This is a genomic window from Dermacoccus sp. BD5, from assembly GCF_044878485.1.
Classification (GTDB): Bacteria; Actinomycetota; Actinomycetes; order Actinomycetales; family Dermatophilaceae; genus Dermacoccus; species Dermacoccus nishinomiyaensis.
Genome location: NZ_JANJER010000003.1, coordinates 109,421 through 126,355 on the forward strand (window position 1 = coordinate 109,421; position 16,935 = coordinate 126,355).

Sequence of the window (16,935 nt, forward strand, 5' to 3'; positions counted from 1 at the left end):
CCACTGGCGTCGTCCGGCGTCGGTGCCCCCGAGCGGCAAGCGTGGTCACTTGCCAGGAGGCGAACTGATGCCCCGTTTTCCCTTCACCGCCGTCGTCGGCGCCGACGACCTGTCCACCGCCCTCGTCCTGACGGCCATCTCCCCCGCCATCGGCGGCGTTCTCGTCCGGGGTGAGAAGGGCACCGCGAAGTCCACGATCGTGCGTGGTCTCGTCGGCGTCCTGCCGCGGGTGGAGGTCGTCGCCGGGTGCCGCTTCTCGTGCGACCCCGCCGACCCCGCGCCGGACTGCCCGGACGGCCCGCACCCGATCGGCGCTGACGCGGCCGTCACCGCTGAGCGACGCCCCACGCGCCTCGTCGAACTCCCTGTCGGTGCGAGCGACGACCGCGTCACCGGCTCGATGGACCTCGCGCAGGCCCTCGGCGCCGGCCGCACCGAGTTCCACCCCGGTCTGCTCGCGCAGGCGCACCGCGGGCTGCTGTACGTCGACGAGGTCAATCTGCTCGCCGACCACCTCGTCGACCTACTGCTCGACGCCTCGGCGATGGGTCGCAACACCGTCGAACGTGACGGCATGTCGGTGACGCACCCGGCGCGCTTCGTGCTCGTCGGGACGATGAACCCCGAGGAAGGCGAACTGCGCCCCCAGCTGCTCGACCGCTTCGGGCTGTCGGTCGACGTCAATGCCTCCCGCGACCCCGACGAGCGGGCCGAAGTCGTGCGTCGACGTCTCGCCTTCGATGCCGACCCGGACGCGTTCTCTGCCCGCCACGCGGCAGCCGAGACCGAGCTCGGGGCACGCATCGTCCGGGCGCAGGAGGCCCTCGACGGCGTCGACCTGAGCGCGTGGGCGCTACGCACCATCGCCCGTGTGTGTGCCGGATTCGACGTCGACGGCATGCGCGCCGACATCGTCATCGCCCGCGCGGCGCTCGCCCACGCGGCGTGGTGCGAGCGCGATCGCGTGACGCGTGACGACATCCGCGTCGCCGCCCGGTTCGCGCTGTCGCACCGTCGCCGACGCGGGCCGTTCGACCCGCCCGGCCTCGACGAGGAGCTGCTCGACCGGCTGCTCGACGAAGAACCCGAACCGCCGACCGACCCCGAAGGCCCCGACGATCCGCAGCCCCCGTCGGGTGGTTCGGACGACGACCCGAACGGCGAACCGGGTGACGGTGACGACGCGCCTGACAACGACGACGACGCGCCCGGCAACGATGACGCCGGGCCTCCCCCGGCTGGCTCGCAGCAGCCACCGGCATCGAGCGATCCGGCGACTGACTCCTCGTCGGATTCGGTTGATCCGCAGCACGATTCGCCGTCCGATGCGGAGGAGTCCTCCCAGGAGCAGCCGTCCTCCCAGCAGCGAACCGGCGCAGCCGCCGCCGTCGGCACGGCCTCGGCGGGCACGCCGTACCGTCCGCGCCGTTTCGAGGTACGCGGTGTCGGTCGCGGTGAGGCCGGTCGGCGCAGCGCGGCCGAGACGACGCGCGGACGCGTCATCGGTGTCTCCCCGACGACGACCGGCCGCGTCCACGTCACGGCCACCATCACGAGCGCAGCGTCGCGTCGCACCGCGGGGACGCGGGGCCGCCTCGACATCGCGGCGCACGACGTCCGCCACGCCCGGCTGCGGGGGCGCGAGTCGAATCTCGTGCTGTTCTGCGTCGACGCCTCCGGTTCGATGGCGGCGCGCAAGCGCATGGACGAGGTGAAGACGGCTGTACTGTCGCTGCTGCTCGATGCGTACGAGCGTCGCGACAAGGTCGGGCTGGTCGCGTTCAACGGCGCCGACGCGCACGTCCTGCTCGCCCCGACGTCGTCCGTCGATCGGGCGGCCGCGGCACTGACACAGCTACCGCACGGCGGACGCACGCCCCTCGCGGAAGGGCTCACGCTGGCCGCGAGTACCCTCGAACGTGAACGCCGCCGCGACCCGCGCCGGCGCGCGCTCGTCGTCGTCGTCACCGACGGGCGTGCCACGAGCGGGCCCGATGCCCTCGCGCGCGCCCAGCGCACCGCGTCGGCGTGGCCTGGCCTCGGCGTCGACACCGTCGTCGTCGACTGCGAGAGCGGACGCTTCCGCATGCGCCTGGCCGCCGACCTCGCCCACCGCATGGGCGCGACGCACGTGCCCCTCGAGAACGTCTCCGCCGCGGGCCTCGTCGACGCCGTCGCCGCCGCTCGCGCGCCGCACGGAAAGGCCGCCTGATGCCCCAGGGAGAAACGACCGTCACCCCGGACGACGGCCTGACGACGCGTCAGCGCCGCAACCGGCCCGTCGTCGCCATCCACTACGGCGCGGGCAAGGGCAAGTCGACAGCGGCGTTCGGGCTGGCACTGCGCGGCTGGAACCAGGGGTGGTCGATCGGCGTGTTCCAATTCGTCAAGTCGGCGAAGTGGAAGATCGGCGAGCAGGAGGCGCTCATGGCGCTCGGCGAGGTGCACGAGCGCACCGGCCGGGGCGGGCCCGTCGAGTGGCACAAGATGGGTTCGGGCTGGTCGTGGTCGCGCAAGGGCGGCACCGAGGCCGACCACGCCGCGGACGCGCTCGAGGGCTGGCGCGAGATCCAGCGTCGCCTCGCGGCGGAAACCCACCGGATGTACGTGCTCGACGAGTTCACCTACCCGATCAAGTGGGGCTGGGTCGACGGCGAGGAGGTCGCGCGCACCCTGGCGGAGCGACGCGGAAACCAGCACGTCATCATCACCGGGCGCGACCCGCACCCGGCGCTGCTCGAGGTGGCCGACATCGCCACCGAGATGACGAAGGTCAAACACCCCTTCGACACCGGCCAGAAGGGCCAGCGAGGTATCGAATGGTGACGCGACTGCCGCGCGTCGTGCTCGCCGCGCCGGCGTCCGGGCAGGGCAAGACGACGGTGAGCGTCGGCGTCATGGCCGCCCTCGCCGCACGCGGCCTGCAGGTGGCGCCCGCGAAGGTCGGCCCCGACTTCATCGACCCCGGCTACCACGCGCTCGCGACAGGACGCGTCGGGCGCAACCTCGACCCGTGGCTCGTCGGCCCCGAACGCGTCGCACCGATGCTCGTGCACGGCGCGATGACGCCGGCGCCCGCCGACGTCGCCGTCATCGAGGGCGTCATGGGGCTGTTCGACGGGCGCCTCGGCACGGAGGGGTTCGCCTCGAGCGCGCACGTCGCGACGCTGACGCACTCCCCCGTCGTCCTCGTCGTCGACATCAGCTCGTCGTCGCGTTCGGTCGCCGCGAGCATCCACGGGTTGCGCACGTTCGACCCGCAGCTCGACGTCGCGGGCGTCGTGCTCAACAAGGCCGGCTCCGAACGTCACGCAGGCGAGGTGCGGCGCGCCTGCGAACGCATCGGCGTGCCGGTGCTGGGTGTGCTGCCGCGTGACGCAGGCGTCAGCGTCCCGTCACGGCATCTGGGCCTCGTCCCGGCCGACGAACGGGACGCCGCACGCGCGACACTCGACCGACTGGCCGAACGCACCGCCGCTCACATCGACCTCGATGCGCTGCTCGAGATCGCCTCGGGCGCACCCGATCTCGCTGACGAACCGTGGTCACCCGCACCCATGTCTGCGGCGCCGACGACGGCCGGGAGGGACGCCCCCGTCGTCGCCGTCGCGGGGGGTCGTGCCTTCACGTTCCGTTACGCCGAGACGCTCGAGATGATGCGCGCGCGAGGTCTCGAACCCGTCGTGTTCGACCCCGTCCGTGATCGCGAACTGCCCGCCGGCACCCGCGCGCTCTACCTCGGCGGCGGCTTCCCCGAAGTGCACGCGCGCTCGTTGGCGGCCAACACGAGCCTGCTGGTCCAGCTGCGGGACGCCGTGACGTCGGGGCTGCCGACCGTGGCCGAGTGCGCCGGGATGCTCTATCTCCTCGAGGCCGTCGACGGTCACCGCTTCTCCGGGGTACTGCCCGCGACGGCGGCGATGTCACCACGGCTGACGCTGGGCTACCGCGAGGCCGAGGCACCCGTCGACACGCTTCTCGCCGACGCGGGCACGCGGGTGCGCGGCCATGAGTTCCACCGCACGTTGACGACGCCGGCCGCCGATGACGGCGAAGGTGGGGGCCACGCGGCCTGGCTGCTCGACGCGGGTGCCGACGGCTTCTCCGCCGCCCACGGCTCCGGCAGCGAGCCCACCGTCCACGCCTCGTACCTGCACACGCACTGGGCGGGGTACCCCGAGTTGGCCGACCGTTTCGCCGCCGCCACGCATCGCGCGGCGGGCCTGGGCCTCGTCGCGACGACGCTGCTGAGCCTGCCCCGCCCGAGTGTCGACGCGCGAGCGGGCGCGGCGCTGCCGGGCGCTGCGACGCCCGGCGACGAGCATCACGGCGACGCCGAGCTCGGTGACGGGCTCGTCGACTTCGCCGTCAACGTCCGCGCGAGCACGCCCCCGGCGAACCTGCGGCACGCCCTGCGCGGCGTGCTCGACGAGGCCGCCCACTACCCCGATGCACGCACCGCCACCGACGCGGTCGCCGCGCACCATCGGCTGGCGCGTGAGCAGGTGCTCCTCACGAACGGAGCGGCCGAGGCGTTCACGCTCATCGCGCGGGCGCTGGCGCCGCGCGCACCCGTCGTCGTCCACCCGCAGTTCAGCGAGCCCGACGCCGCGCTGCGCCGCGCCGGGTGCCCGGCCCGGGCGCACGTGCTCGACGTCCGCTCCGGTGCGCACCTTGGGGGCGCTGACGTCGCGGCGCTCGACGGCGCCGATCTCGTCGTCCTTGGCAACCCGACGAACCCGACGGGCGTGCTCCACCCGCGCGCGCAGCTCGAGAAGCTGCGCGGTTCCGGACGCGTGCTCGTCGTCGACGAGGCGTTCATGGATCTCGTGCCGGGTGAGAGCGAGAGCCTCATCGGTGGCGACATGACCGGGGTGCTCGTCGTGCGATCGCTGACGAAGACGTGGTCGATCGCCGGGGTGCGCGCCGGCCATGTCGTCGGCGACGCGGCCCTCATCGCGACGCTGCGCGCGCAGCAGCCGCATTGGTCGGTCAACTCACTCGCCCTCGAGGCGACGCGGTACGCGATGACGGCCCCCGCCGCGCGTCAGGTCGCCGAGTGGGCCGAGGAGACGAGCCAGTGGCGCGAGCATCTCGACCGCGGCCTGCGTTCGCGCGGCGTGCCGGTGCTGGCGTCCGCCGCCCCGTTCGTGCTCGCGCGCGTCGGATCGGGCGCGCACGCCGCGTGGCGGGACGCCGGGTTCGCGACACGCCGCGCCGACACCTTCCCCGGCCTCGACGGCTCCTGGGTGCGCCTCGCCGTCCGAGACCCGCTGACGACGGATGCCCTCCTCACCGCGTACGACGCGTTCCGCCAGAGCGGGCAGGTTGCCTCATGACGCGCGTGTTGCTCCACGGACCGGGGGTGTTCGGCCCCAGCCTGCCCGGGATGATCGCCGAGCTCGCCCGCGCGGGGGCGCAGGTCGATGTCCTTCTGGATGTGGGCGAGAACGCGAGCGCCGGCGCTGCTCACCTCAGCTCTCCCCACCTTCAGGCTCCCGCCCCTCATGCTCCCCACCTCGACGACCTGGCCGCACGCGGGCTGTGTCGACTCGTCACGGACGCCGATCCGCTGCGCTATGACGAAGTGCGTCGCCTCACCGTCAACCAGCCCGTCAACCAGCCGGGCGAGGAGGCTCCCCACGGACCTGCCGGTGAGGCCAAGCGTCCTGGGCGAGTGACGCTCGTCGGCGGCGGCCCGGGTGATCCGGGCCTGCTCACCGTCGCCGGGCTGGGCGCGATCGAGCGCGCCGACGTCATCGTCTGCGATCGCCTCGCTCCCCTCGACGCCCTCGCACACGCCCGAGCCGACGCGACGATCATCCACGTCGGCAAGATTCCGCGCGGCGCGTTCACGCCGCAGGAGGAAATCAACCGGTTGCTCGTCGAGCACGCGCTCTCCGGGCGTGACGTCGTGCGGTTCAAGGGCGGCGACAACTTCGTCTTCGGTCGCGGCGGCGAGGAGGTGATCGCCTGTCGAGACGCCGGTCTCAGCGTCGACGTCGTGCCGGGGGTGACATCGGCGATCGCCGTGCCGGCGCTCGCCGGCATCCCCGTGACGCACCGGACGTCATCGCAGGGGTTCACGGTCGTCTCGGGGCACGTCGCGCCCGGCGACCCGCGCTCGGATCTCGACTGGGCCGCACTGGCCTGCACCTGCACCACCCTCGTCGTCCTCATGGGCGTCGCGCACCTGCGCGCCATCGCATCGGCACTCGTCGACGGTGGCCTGCCCGCCTCGACGCCCGCCGCAACGATCGCCGACGGCGCCATGCCGAGCGAGCGACGCGTCGTGGCGACCCTGGCGACGTTGCCGGACGCCGTCGCCGACGCCGGCCTCGGCGCACCTGCCATCACCGTGATCGGCGACGTCGTCGCAGCTCTCGACGGCACCCGGCTCCATGCGTCGTCCGACGACGCCGGAGCGGTGTGATGAGCGACGCTGTCGTGACCCGACCGGCACGGGAGGGGCTGCGCCTCGCGACGGGGACGTTGAGCGTCATTCCCGTCGGCGCGATCCCGCCGATCACCACGCCGGTGGCGCGCTGGGCGATGACCCTCGCGCCCCTGGCCGCCGTCCCGCTCGCTGTGGTGACGTCGCTCGTCCTGTTCGTCGGGCACTGGGTCGACGCGCCTCCGCTCGTGGCCGGTTTCTGCGGGGTCGCTGCCCTCGCGGCCGGCACGCGCGCCATGCACGTCGACGGATTGGCCGACACCGTCGACGGATTCGGCGCGGGGTGGAACCGGGAGCGCGCCCTCGAGGTGATGAAGCGTGGCGATGTCGGGCCGATGGGTGTCATCGCCGTCGTCGTGACGGCCGGCGTGCAGGCGGCGTGCTTCGCGGCGCTCCTCGACGCGCCGTGGCTGGCCGGCGCCGCCGTCATCGTCTCGCGGGTGGCGTGCACGACCCTCGCCCACCGACGGTGGAACGCCGCGCGGCCCGACGGGATGGGCGCCGTCGTGCTGTCGGCCGTCCGAACCCCGGAGCTCGCCGCCGTAAGCGTCGTGGGATGGCTGGTGCTCGTCGGCGGATCTGCCCTGGCTGATGGCTCAGGTGACGATAGGTTCTCCACCGGCGCAACGCTTCTCGCCGCTCCCCTGGTCGCCTCGGCGGCCGCCGGCATCGCGCTGGAGTGGCTCGCTCGTCGCGCGACGCGCACCTTCGGCGGCCTGACGGGTGACGTCATGGGAGCCGGCATCGAGGTGGCCCTCACCGTCATGCTCATCGTCCTCACGCTCGGAGTCTGGCGATGAGCGCCCCGCGCCGCGTCCTCATCACCGGCGGCGTGCGCTCGGGCAAGTCGACGTACGCCGAACGCCTGCTGTGGGAGGCGCCCACGACGTACCTGGCCACGGGGCCGACACGTCCCGACGATGACGAGTGGCGTGCCCGCGTCGCAGCCCATCAGCAGCGGCGGCCGTCACACTGGTCGAGCCTCGAGTCGGTCGATGTTCCCCGCGCGCTCACCGAGATCCACGGTCCGTGTCTGCTCGACGACGTCGGCTCGTGGCTGACGTCCGCCCTCGAGGAGTCCGGCGCCTGGGTTTCTGACACCGGCGAAGGCCCTCGCCGAGGCGACGAGGAGCCATCGACGCCCCCGCCCCCGTCGATGCCGACGTGGCACCAGCGGTACGCCGCCCGGGCCGATGCCTTCGTCGCGGCGATCGCGGCGTTCGAACACGACCTCGTCATCGTGACGAACGAGGTGGGCTTCGGTCTCGTCTCTCCCTACCAGTCGGGGCGCCTCTTCACCGACGAGCTGGGCCGCCTCAACCAGCGCCTCGCGCGAGCGTGCGACGACGTCGTCCTCGTCGTGGCGGGTTGCCCCCTCGTGATCAAGGGCGAGCCCAAGAACCCATCGGGGGCATCGTGAGCCATCCTCTTCTCCTGCGACTCGCGCACCTCGGCGGTGCGGTTTCGCGCTGCGCGACGACCACCGCCGCGGCAAAGTTCTTGACGCGGACAGGGCTTCTGAGGCGGACAGCGCGCGCGAGCGCCGGCTGCGATCCGACCGCGGCCGGTGTGGCGCTCGGGTATCTCGCCGACCGGCGCTGGGGTGACCCGGCCCGGCATCACCCCGTCGCCTGGTTCGGTGGCTGGGCGGCGGCCTGCGAGCGCCGGCTGTGGGCGCCGCGACGCTCGCGGGGCATCGCGTATCTCGTCGTGACGCTCGCTCCGCCGGTCGCCGGCGCGCTCGTTCTCGATCGACGTCGGCCGCTGATGCGCACCCTCATCACGGCGCTGGCGACGTGGGCGGCCCTCGGCGGACGTTCGCTGGAGCGAGAGGCGATGGCGGTGCACGACCTGCTCGCTGCCGACGACCTTAACGGCGCTCGTCACCGCATTCGCTCGCTCGTCGGACGCGACACGTCGCAGGCCGGACCCGACGAGTTGGCCCGGGCCGTCGTCGAGTCGCTTGCCGAGAACCAGTCGGATGCCGTTGCGGCAACCCTCGTCTGGGGCGCGGCGTTCGGGGCGCCCGGCATCGTGCTGCACCGCTGCGCCAACACGCTCGATGCGATGATCGGGCACCGGACCGAGCGGCTCGAGCAGTTCGGTTGGGCCGCAGCACGACTCGACGACGTCCTCAACGCCGTCCCGGCCCGTGTGAGCGTGCTCGCGACGACGATCAGCTGTGTCGTGGCGGGCGAGCCGTCGCGCGTGCGTGACGTCGTGCGCGCCGTCCGCCACGATGCCCCCGCGCATCCGAGCCCCAACGCCGGGCCCGTCGAGGCCGCCGCCGCGGGCGCACTCGGGGTGCGCCTCGGCGGAACGAACGTGTACGCCGGTCGCACCGAGCATCGTGGTGAACTCGGCGACGGACGCGCGGTCGACGTCACCGACATCCCGCGTGCGGTACGGCTCACCCGACGCGTCGGACGCACGGTCCTCGTCCTCGCGCTCGGCGCGCGTCTCCTCGCGGGGCGTCGCACGATGAACTGACCGGTTCGCGTGTGCGGGCACAGCCGAACCTCGTGCGTGTTCGAACGCAGGAAAAGCCCCGCTCGTCAGCTCCGCAGGAACGTCACGACCTCGTCGAGCGTGCTCACCTCACGCAGCCCGGCCGGTGCCGCGGGGCGTGCGACGACGACGACGGGGACACCGAGTTCGCGTGCTGCGGTGAGCTTCGCGGCGGTGTAGCTGCCGCCGGAGTCCTTCGTCAGGAGGACGTCGACGGCGTGCTCCCGCATCGTCGCGATCTCGGCGTCGACGTCGAACGGCCCGCGGGTGTGCAGCACCGTCCACGCCTGCGGCGCGGGGACGTCGAGCGGTTCGACGATGCGCACGAGCGCGGCCGTGTCGTCCCAGCCGAGGTAGTGCTCGAGTGTCTGACGCCCTGTGGTCACGAACGGGCGACGCCAGCCTTGCGCGTCGACGAGCGCCTGCGCGCCGGCGTAGGTGCTGACCCAGTGCCAGGTGGGCGCATCCGGGTGCTCACGCCAACTGGGGCGCGCGAGGCGCACGAGCGGGACGTCGGCGGCCGCGCAGGCAGCCACCGCGTGGGAACGCATCGTGACCGCGAACGGGTGCGTCGCGTCGACGACGTGCGTGAAGCGGTCGTCGCGCAGCGCCGCCGTCAGCCCTGCGACGCCGCCGAACCCGCCGATCCTGACGTCGCCGACCGGCAGCCTTGGCCGCGACACGCGCCCGGCCAGGGAACTGACGAACGCGATCCCCAGCTCGTCGAGGCGAGCTGCGAGAGCGCGGGCTTCACTCGTTCCGCCGAGGACGAGCACCTTCGTCGATGACACGCCCGCAGCCTACCGACCCGTGCCCCGACAACGCCGTCGGCCCCCCTCACCGCAGTGAGAGGGGCCGACGTTCAACGGGTGAGAGCCGTGGCTCTCAGCTGATCGCGTGGATCAGTTGCCCGTGAGCTTCTCGCGCAGAGCAGCCAGCGCCTCGTCGGAGGCGAGGGTGCCTTCGGCCGGAGCCGAGCTCGAGCTGGAGCTCGACGACGAGGAGGACGAACCCTGCGAGCTGGAGCCCGAGTTCGACGACGAGTACGACGTCGGGGCGGTCTCGCCGGATGCCGCAGCCTCAGCGTCGTCCTTGCGGGCCTGCTCGATCTGGGCCTGGTGGGCCTCCCAGCGCGAGTGGGCCTCGGCGTACTGCTTCTCCCACTTCTCACGCTGCGCGTCGAAGCCCTCGAGCCACTCGTTCGTCTCCGGGTCGAAGCCCTCGGGGTACTTGTAGTTGCCCTGCTCGTCGTACTCCGCAGCCATGCCGTACAGCGTCGGGTCGAACTCGGAGGCGGCAGCGCCGTCCTCGTTCGCCTGCTTCAGCGACAGGGAGATGCGGCGACGCTCGAGGTCGATGTCGATGACCTTGACGAAGATGTCGGAACCGACGGTGACGACCTGCTCGGGCAGCTCGACGTGACGCTCGGCGAGCTCGGAGATGTGGACGAGACCCTCGATGCCGTCCTCGACCCGCACGAACGCACCGAACGGGACGAGCTTCGTGACCTTGCCCGGCACGACCTGGCCGATGGCGTGCGTGCGAGCGAAGTGCTGCCACGGGTCTTCCTGCGTCGCCTTGAGCGACAGCGAGACGCGCTCGCGGTCCATGTCGACGTCGAGCACCTCGACGGTGACTTCCTGACCGACCTCGACGACCTCGGACGGGTGGTCGATGTGCTTCCAGGACAGCTCGGAGACGTGGACGAGACCGTCGACGCCACCGAGGTCGACGAACGCACCGAAGTTGACGATCGAGGACACGACGCCGGAGCGGACCTGGCCCTTCTGCAGCTCCTTGAGGAACGTCGTGCGAACCTCGGACTGCGTCTGCTCGAGCCACGCACGACGCGACAGAACCACGTTGTTGCGGTTCTTGTCGAGCTCGATGATCTTGGCCTCGATCTCCTTGCCGACGTACGGCTGCAGGTCGCGGACACGACGCATCTCCACCAGCGACGCAGGGAGGAAGCCGCGCAGGCCGATGTCGAGGATGAGACCACCCTTGACGACCTCGATGACCGTACCGGTGACGACGCCGTCGTCTTCCTTGATCTGCTCGATCGTGCCCCAGGCGCGCTCGTACTGCGCACGCTTCTTGGACAGGATCAGGCGGCCTTCCTTGTCCTCCTTCTGGAGGACGAGAGCCTCGACGTCGTCGCCGACCTTGACGACCTCGCCCGGGTCGACGTCGTGCTTGATCGAGAGCTCGCGCGAGGGGATGACACCCTCGGTCTTGTAACCGATGTCGAGGAGAACCTCGTCACGGTCGACCTTGACGATGACACCTTCGACGATGTCGCCGTCGTTGAAGTGCTTGATCGTCGCGTCGATCGCGGCGAGCAGCTCCTCCTCCGAACCGATGTCGTTGACAGCGATCGGGGACGTGGTGGTGGAAGTCATGTGTAAGAAGTAACTTTCGGTGGGCAATTCGGGAGGCGAGACCATCTGGCGCGACAACGCGCAGGCGGACCGCCTCTGCGGACAAATCGAAACAACGTCTCGGGCGCGCCCGACCCCGTCTGCGAGCAACGGGGAGCGTGGGCACGTACGACACGCCCTCTCATCCTAGGCACGCGGGGCCATCAGGGCCAAATGGGCAGGGCATCGTAGCGTGGGTTCATGCAGACCCCCGACCGTGCCGGACGCTTCGACGTCGACGCAGCCTCCTCCGCCCGCGGAAATCGCTCGTGGTGGGACGCCGAGGCGCGCGACTATCTCGACGAGCACGGTGCCTTCCTCGGTGACGCCGAGTTCGTCTGGGGGCCGGAGGGGTGGCAGGAGGACGAGCTCCACGTCCTCGGCGAGCCGAGCGGCCTCGCGGGCCGCGACGTCCTCGAGTTCGGTGCCGGCGCCGCGCAGGCCGGACGCTGGTGCGCCAGGCAGGCTGCACGCGTCGTCGCGACGGACCTGTCCGGCGGGATGCTGCGCACGGCCGCGCAACTCGACGCCCGCACCGGCACGTCATTGCCGCTCGTGCAGTGCGACGCGAGCCGACTGCCGTTCGCGGACGCCTCCTTCGACGTCGTCTTCTCGGCCTTCGGCGCCGTTCCGTTCATCGCCGACACCGAAGCCCTCATGCGGGAACTGGCGCGCGTCACGCGCCCAGGCGGGCTTGTCGCGTTCTCGACGACGCACCCCGTCCGCTGGAGCCTGCCCGACGTGCCCGACGCCGCCGGGCTGACGATCCAGCACTCGTACTTCGACACGACGCCCTACGCCGAGACGGCGGGCGACGACGTCGTCTACGTCGAGCACCACCGCACTCTCGAACAGCGCGTGCGCGAACTGCTCGACGCCGGGCTCGTACTCGAGCAGTTGCGCGAACTGCCGTGGAAGGAGTCGAACGAGTCGACCTGGGGTGGCTGGAGCCCCCTGCGCGGACGTCTCGTGCCCGGCACGCTCATCCTCGCCGGCCGCAGACCTGCCTGAAGGATGAAGTCGCGCGAATACCGCCAACAGGGTCGGCCGCGGCCGGGATCGGCGTCAGCGGTTGAGGATCTCCTCGGTCTGACCGGGCGTCAGGACCGGAGCCGACGCGGCCTCGGTGCGAAACCACTCGATGGTGCGCTGCAGCCCAGTCTCCACGGGAACCTGCGGTGACCAGCCGAGCAGGCGCTGCGCCTTCGTCGTGTCGGGGCGACGGACCGTCGGATCGTCCGTGGGGCGCTCGATGAACTCGAGTGTCGAGGATGAGCCCGCCAGCTCGATGATCCACTGCGCGAGGTCGCGCATCGAGATCTCGTGCGGGTTGCCGATGTTGACCGGGCCGGGGTCGTGCGTCTCGAGCAGCATCGCGAGGATGGCCGCGACGAGGTCGTCGACGTAGCAGATGGACCGCGTCTGCTCACCGTCGCCACTGACCGTGACCGGCTCACCGGCGAGGGCCTGACGGACGAAGTTCGGGATGGCGCGACCGTCGTTGGGCCGCATGCGCGGGCCGAACGTGTTGAAGATGCGCACGATGCCGGCATCGACCCCGCGCGCCTCGCGGTAAGCGAGCACAAGCGCTTCCGCATATCGCTTGGCCTCGTCGTAGACGCCGCGCGGGCCGACCGGGTTGACATGACCCCAGTACGTCTCGGGTTGCGGGTGCACCTGAGGGTCGCCGTACACCTCGGACGTCGAGGCGAACACGAGCCGGGCGCCCTTGCGCGCCGCGAGTTCGAGCGCGTTCTGCGTGCCCTGCGAACCGACGCGCAGCGTCTCGATCGGCAGCTTGAGGTAGTCGACCGGTGAAGCCGCCGACGCGAAGTGGAGGATGCCGTCGACGTCACCGTCGACGTCGAAGGGCTCCGTCACGTCGTGCTCGATCAGCTCGAAACGACCTGAAGCCTTCAGCTGCCTGACGTTCGCGCGGCGCCCGGTCACGAGGTTGTCGACGGCGACGACCTCGTGACCGCGTGCGACGAGCGTCTCGGACAAGTGCGAGCCGAGGAAGCCCGCACCTCCCGTGATGACGATCCGCATGCTCAGTACTGGCCCCGCTCATCGGCGGAGTGCGCGCCACGCGACTGCGGGTGGTCACCGAACACGAGCGTGGAGTCGTCGTCGTGGCGCACGTCGTCGACCTCGCGCTCGTCACGGCGCTCATGACGGGCGGCGCGACGCTCACGGCCGGCACGCAGCGAGACGAGTAGGCCGAGCAGCAGCGCGAACAGACCGAGCAGCCCGAGCAGCAGCGGAGCCCACAGGCGCAGGATCTTGAGCTGGCTCGACTTCGTCTTGTAGTCGTCGACGTTCTTCTTGATCGTCTCGTCGGTCATCGTCGAGGTGGTGAGCATCGCGTCGACGGGCTTCGCGTTCGGCACCTCGAGCGTCTGGTGCTGCTTCTCCTGCAGCTTCATCATGACGCCCGTCTCCGGCTCGACCCACACCGTGCGGTCGTTCGTGTAGTACCGGTCGGCGAGCTTCGAACCCTTGGGCAGACCGAAGACCTCACCCGGGACGTCCATCGTCGTGAACTTCGTCTTTGGGATCGTCTGCGTGAACTTGTACGTCTTCAAACCCTTGATGTCCTCAGAACCCGCGTACTTCATCGGGAAGGCCTTGCCGAGCGTCGAGTCCCAGTAGCGGTAGGTCTTGTTCTTGTCGACCTGGAACGGGAACTTGATCGTCTGGCCCTCGTAATTGGTGGGCTTGCCGTCGAGCATGTTGCCGCTCCACTTGACGGCCTCACCCGAGGACTTGTCGACGGCGTACTGCTGCGTCGAGGCGTCCATCGGCGGCGGCGCCGTCTGGCCCTTGTCGTTGACGTTGTCCGTCGTCTGCCACTGGTCGATGACGATGACGTCGCGGCCGAGCTCCTTGGAGGCCTTCTTCGTCATCTCCTTGTTGGCGACGACGGTCGCCTTCGTGATGATCTTGCCCGACCCCGGCTTGACCGTGTCGGCGTCGAAGTAGCTGGCGTGATCGTCGGTGACCGTCTGCTGGGTGTTCTGATCACTCGGGATCACGGCCAGCTTCGGGTACGCGTAGAACCGCATCAGGAGCGCCATCGTCAGGAAGAACGCACCGAATCCGATCATGACTGCGGCTTTGCGCACGGGAGAGCCTCCTAGGCAGGGACTGGAACTTACGCGACGGTAACACCTGCAGCAGGGGCAATGTGACCGATTTCACCAACGAGATGGAATTGTGCCCGTTTCGTCATCCACGAGCGAATCGACCACCCCGGCGAGCCCGATCGTCGGCTCGCATCGCACGAACCGCACCCACGCGGCTGCGGCGGCTGCGGCATCCGTCTCGGCGTCACCGACCATGACGCTGCGCTCGCGCGACACGTGCGGATTCTCGTCGAACAGCTCGCACAGCAGGCCGGGCGCCGGCTTGCGGCACACGCAGGTGTCGGCCGCGTGCGGGCAGAGGCGGACGTCGTCGATGCGGCCACCGGCGGCCTCGACCTCGGCGATCAGCCGTGCGTTGACGGCGCTCAGCTGCGCCCACGTCAGCCGTCCCGTCGCAAGGCCCTGCTGGTTGGTGACGACGACGATCGCGCAGCCCGCAGCGCTCAGGCGCGCCACCGCGTCGACGGCCCCCGGCAGGAGCGCGAAGTCGTCGGGCGTGCGATACCCGGGGGCGAGGGCGTTGAGTGTGCCGTCACGATCGAGCAGGACGACGTCGTACGGGGCGCCGGCCCCGGGACGCGGCAGGCGCGTGTGGGTGCGTCCGCTCGGATCGGGGCTCACGCGCCGGGCTGGCTGAGATCGTCGACGGCCTCGCACCACGCGTGCGCCCACAGCATGTGGACCTCCTGGATGCGCGGCGTCTCGTGTGACGGCACGACGAGGAGGTGGTCGACGTCGTCGCGCAGGTGCTCTCCCCCGGCGCCCGTCATCGCGATCGTCGTGATCCCGAGCTCGCGCGCTGCGGCCAGGGAAGCGACGATGTTGGGGCTGCGTCCGCTCGTCGACATCGCGACGTAGACGTCGCCCGCGCGCCCGAGGCCGCGCACGCCGCGGACGAACACCTGCCCGTAGCCGTAGTCGTTGCCGATGGCCGTGACCGACGACAGGCTCTCGGCGAGGTTGATCGCCGGCAGCGGCGCACGATCGTGGACGCACTTGCCGAGGAACTCCGCGGCGACGTGCGAGGCGATCGCCGCGGAGCCGCCGTTGCCGGCGACGAGGATCTTGTGTCCGCCGGTGAGCGCGTTCGTCACCGCCTCCCCCGCGGCGACGACCTGCGCGTGCAGCGCCGCCTCGCGCACGGCGTCGACGAGCTGCGCCCACGCGGCGATACCGCCGTCGAGACGTGAGGTGAGCGCGGGCGAGGCCGCGCCGTCGGCCAGGGTGTGGATGGGGTGCTCCATCAGCTCTGCCCCCTCCACGTCGTGACACCGTCATGGCTGAAGATCGGCTCGCTCACCGTGAGGCCGAGGTCGATGAGCTGCTGGGCGACGATGTGACGGCGCTCGAACTCGCAGATGAACACCATGTGGCCGCCGCCGCCGGCACCCGTCACCTTGCCGCCGAGCGCGCCGTGGTCGAGGGCGCGGCGCATCGCCTCGTCGATGAGCGGCGTCGTGATGCGCGACGACATCTTCTGCTTCTCGCGCCACGCCTCCCCGAGCAGCCTGCCGATCGTGTCGACCTCGCCGCGCACGAGCGCGATCTTCATCCGCTCGGCGAGTTCCTTCTGCGCCCGCAACCCCTCGAGGGCCTCGGCGTTGCCCGTCTCGTAGCGGCTGCGCTGATCCTCGATGATGTGGTCGCTCACCCGCGTCCGCCCGGTGAACGCCAACAACATGTTGTGCTCGAGCTCGTGGACGGTGGCGCTGCGCACGCGCAGCGGGTTGACGACGACCTGGTCGGCGGTGAACTCGATGAAGTTGAACCCGCCAAACGCTGCGGCGTACTGATCCTGCGAACCGCCGGGAATGCCGAGATCCTCGCGTTCGAGGCGATAGGCGAGCTCGGCGATCTCGTACTGCGTGAGGTCGAGGCCGCAGTGCTGCGCGACGAGGCCGATGACGGAGACCATGACGGCGCTCGAACTGCCCAGCCCCGAACCGGGGGGCGCCGCGGTGTGGAGGAAAAGGTCGAACCCGCTGACGGGTAGCGCACCCGGCACCTCGCGGATGCGAGCTATCGCGGCCTTCGGCAGATCGAGCTCACCGTTGTACTCGACCGGGTCGTCGACGCCGAAGCCGATCGAGTAACCGAAGTCGAGCGACTGCACCGTGATGCGGCCGTCTGTGCGCGGACGCAGCGTCGAGTACGCGAACTGGCTGAGGGTGCCTGACAGGACGCAGCCGCCCTCGCGTTCGGGGAAAGGCGCGACGTCCGTGCCACCCCCGGCGAAACTGACGCGCAGCGGCGCTCGCGCACGCAGCACCGGACGTCGGTAGTCGACGTACGCCCGACCCTCGGGCGAAGGCCCGGGAGAAGATTCGGGGGTGGATCGCGCCTCGTCGTTCATGGGCGGCTAGCCTCCATTCGATGATGCGTGCCGGACGCACGCTACCCGATGGTA

Annotated in this window: 15 protein-coding genes; 8 read left to right on the top strand and 7 right to left on the bottom strand. The window is 70.9% G+C overall.

The window, feature by feature from the left end; all coding sequences use genetic code 11:
- Positions 1 to 67 precede the first annotated feature (67 nt).
- From NQ706_RS03775 to NQ706_RS03805, 7 genes are read left to right on the top strand one after another with little or no spacing between them, the layout of a single operon-like run.
- Positions 68 to 2,212, top strand: coding sequence for a VWA domain-containing protein (locus NQ706_RS03775; RefSeq protein WP_038568368.1), 2,145 nt, complete (start codon positions 68 to 70; stop codon positions 2,210 to 2,212).
- A complete protein-coding gene (gene cobO, locus NQ706_RS03780; protein ID WP_038568371.1) occupies positions 2,212 to 2,826 on the top strand; it encodes a cob(I)yrinic acid a,c-diamide adenosyltransferase in 615 nt (204 codons plus the stop codon). The genes NQ706_RS03775 and cobO overlap by 1 nt, the downstream gene beginning before the upstream one ends.
- Positions 2,820 to 5,339, top strand: a complete 2,520-nt coding sequence (locus NQ706_RS03785; protein WP_038568373.1) for a cobyrinate a,c-diamide synthase — start codon at positions 2,820 to 2,822, stop codon at positions 5,337 to 5,339. Before cobO ends, NQ706_RS03785 begins: the two co-directional genes overlap by 7 nt.
- Positions 5,336 to 6,433 (top strand): uroporphyrinogen-III C-methyltransferase, encoded by a 1,098-nt coding sequence (cobA, locus tag NQ706_RS03790; protein ID WP_081873662.1) that lies wholly within the window; start codon positions 5,336 to 5,338, stop codon positions 6,431 to 6,433. Before NQ706_RS03785 ends, cobA begins: the two co-directional genes overlap by 4 nt.
- Positions 6,433 to 7,254: an adenosylcobinamide-GDP ribazoletransferase gene (locus NQ706_RS03795; RefSeq protein WP_038568376.1), complete on the top strand. Its 822-nt coding sequence runs from the start codon at positions 6,433 to 6,435 to the stop codon at positions 7,252 to 7,254. The genes cobA and NQ706_RS03795 overlap by 1 nt, the downstream gene beginning before the upstream one ends.
- Positions 7,251 to 7,874: a bifunctional adenosylcobinamide kinase/adenosylcobinamide-phosphate guanylyltransferase gene (locus NQ706_RS03800; protein WP_038568379.1), complete on the top strand. Its 624-nt coding sequence runs from the start codon at positions 7,251 to 7,253 to the stop codon at positions 7,872 to 7,874. Before NQ706_RS03795 ends, NQ706_RS03800 begins: the two co-directional genes overlap by 4 nt.
- Positions 7,871 to 8,944, top strand: a complete 1,074-nt coding sequence (locus NQ706_RS03805; protein WP_235181919.1) for a CobD/CbiB family cobalamin biosynthesis protein — start codon at positions 7,871 to 7,873, stop codon at positions 8,942 to 8,944. The genes NQ706_RS03800 and NQ706_RS03805 overlap by 4 nt, the downstream gene beginning before the upstream one ends.
- A 65-nt stretch (positions 8,945 to 9,009) precedes the next feature.
- Here the strand turns inward: NQ706_RS03805 and NQ706_RS03810 are convergent, their stop codons facing one another.
- Both NQ706_RS03810 and rpsA read right to left on the bottom strand, forming a co-directional pair.
- Positions 9,010 to 9,753 (bottom strand): cobalt-precorrin-6A reductase, encoded by a 744-nt coding sequence (locus tag NQ706_RS03810; protein ID WP_038568384.1) that lies wholly within the window; start codon positions 9,751 to 9,753, stop codon positions 9,010 to 9,012.
- Positions 9,754 to 9,864: 111 nt separating this feature from the next.
- Positions 9,865 to 11,364 (bottom strand): 30S ribosomal protein S1, encoded by a 1,500-nt coding sequence (gene rpsA, locus NQ706_RS03815; protein ID WP_006943310.1) that lies wholly within the window; start codon positions 11,362 to 11,364, stop codon positions 9,865 to 9,867.
- A 219-nt stretch (positions 11,365 to 11,583) separates the two neighbouring features.
- Between rpsA and NQ706_RS03820 the strand changes: the two genes are divergently transcribed.
- Positions 11,584 to 12,393, top strand: a complete 810-nt coding sequence (locus NQ706_RS03820; RefSeq protein WP_038568386.1) for a class I SAM-dependent methyltransferase — start codon at positions 11,584 to 11,586, stop codon at positions 12,391 to 12,393.
- Between the two features lie 54 nt (positions 12,394 to 12,447).
- On the opposite strand, the gene NQ706_RS03825 is transcribed toward NQ706_RS03820, so the two are convergent.
- From NQ706_RS03825 to NQ706_RS03845, 5 genes are all read right to left on the bottom strand, one after another.
- Positions 12,448 to 13,431 carry a UDP-glucuronic acid decarboxylase family protein gene (locus tag NQ706_RS03825; protein ID WP_038568389.1) on the bottom strand — a complete coding sequence of 328 codons (984 nt, stop codon included), beginning with the start codon at positions 13,429 to 13,431 and terminating at the stop codon, positions 12,448 to 12,450.
- Between the two features lie 2 nt (positions 13,432 to 13,433).
- The gene (locus NQ706_RS03830; protein ID WP_038568392.1) at positions 13,434 to 14,507 is read right to left on the bottom strand and encodes a DUF3068 domain-containing protein; all 1,074 of its coding nucleotides are present in this window, start codon (positions 14,505 to 14,507) and stop codon (positions 13,434 to 13,436) included.
- Between the two features lie 72 nt (positions 14,508 to 14,579).
- Positions 14,580 to 15,149, bottom strand: a complete 570-nt coding sequence (locus tag NQ706_RS03835) for an HAD-IIIA family hydrolase (protein ID WP_051805906.1) — start codon at positions 15,147 to 15,149, stop codon at positions 14,580 to 14,582.
- Positions 15,146 to 15,772 carry an SIS domain-containing protein gene (locus NQ706_RS03840; RefSeq protein ID WP_235181920.1) on the bottom strand — a complete coding sequence of 209 codons (627 nt, stop codon included), beginning with the start codon at positions 15,770 to 15,772 and terminating at the stop codon, positions 15,146 to 15,148. Before NQ706_RS03840 ends, NQ706_RS03835 begins: the two co-directional genes overlap by 4 nt.
- Positions 15,772 to 16,881, bottom strand: coding sequence for a GHMP kinase (locus NQ706_RS03845; protein WP_006943302.1), 1,110 nt, complete (start codon positions 16,879 to 16,881; stop codon positions 15,772 to 15,774). The genes NQ706_RS03840 and NQ706_RS03845 overlap by 1 nt, the downstream gene beginning before the upstream one ends.
- Positions 16,882 to 16,935: the final 54 nt, after the last annotated feature.

Excerpts from the sequence above, each read along its gene's own strand:
- NQ706_RS03775 (WP_038568368.1), top strand. The coding sequence starts at position 68 with ATGCCCCGTTTTCCCTTCACCGCCGTCGTCGGCGCCGACGACCTGTCC.
- cobO (WP_038568371.1), top strand. The coding sequence starts at position 2,212 with ATGCCCCAGGGAGAAACGACCGTCACCCCGGACGACGGCCTGACGACG.
- NQ706_RS03785 (WP_038568373.1), top strand. The coding sequence starts at position 2,820 with ATGGTGACGCGACTGCCGCGCGTCGTGCTCGCCGCGCCGGCGTCCGGG.
- cobA (WP_081873662.1), top strand. The coding sequence starts at position 5,336 with ATGACGCGCGTGTTGCTCCACGGACCGGGGGTGTTCGGCCCCAGCCTG.
- NQ706_RS03795 (WP_038568376.1), top strand. The coding sequence starts at position 6,433 with ATGAGCGACGCTGTCGTGACCCGACCGGCACGGGAGGGGCTGCGCCTC.
- NQ706_RS03800 (WP_038568379.1), top strand. The coding sequence starts at position 7,251 with ATGAGCGCCCCGCGCCGCGTCCTCATCACCGGCGGCGTGCGCTCGGGC.
- rpsA (WP_006943310.1), bottom strand. The coding sequence starts at position 11,364 with ATGACTTCCACCACCACGTCCCCGATCGCTGTCAACGACATCGGTTCG.
- NQ706_RS03820 (WP_038568386.1), top strand. The coding sequence starts at position 11,584 with ATGCAGACCCCCGACCGTGCCGGACGCTTCGACGTCGACGCAGCCTCC.
- NQ706_RS03825 (WP_038568389.1), bottom strand. The coding sequence starts at position 13,431 with ATGCGGATCGTCATCACGGGAGGTGCGGGCTTCCTCGGCTCGCACTTG.
- NQ706_RS03840 (WP_235181920.1), bottom strand. The coding sequence starts at position 15,772 with ATGGAGCACCCCATCCACACCCTGGCCGACGGCGCGGCCTCGCCCGCG.
- NQ706_RS03845 (WP_006943302.1), bottom strand. The coding sequence starts at position 16,881 with ATGAACGACGAGGCGCGATCCACCCCCGAATCTTCTCCCGGGCCTTCG.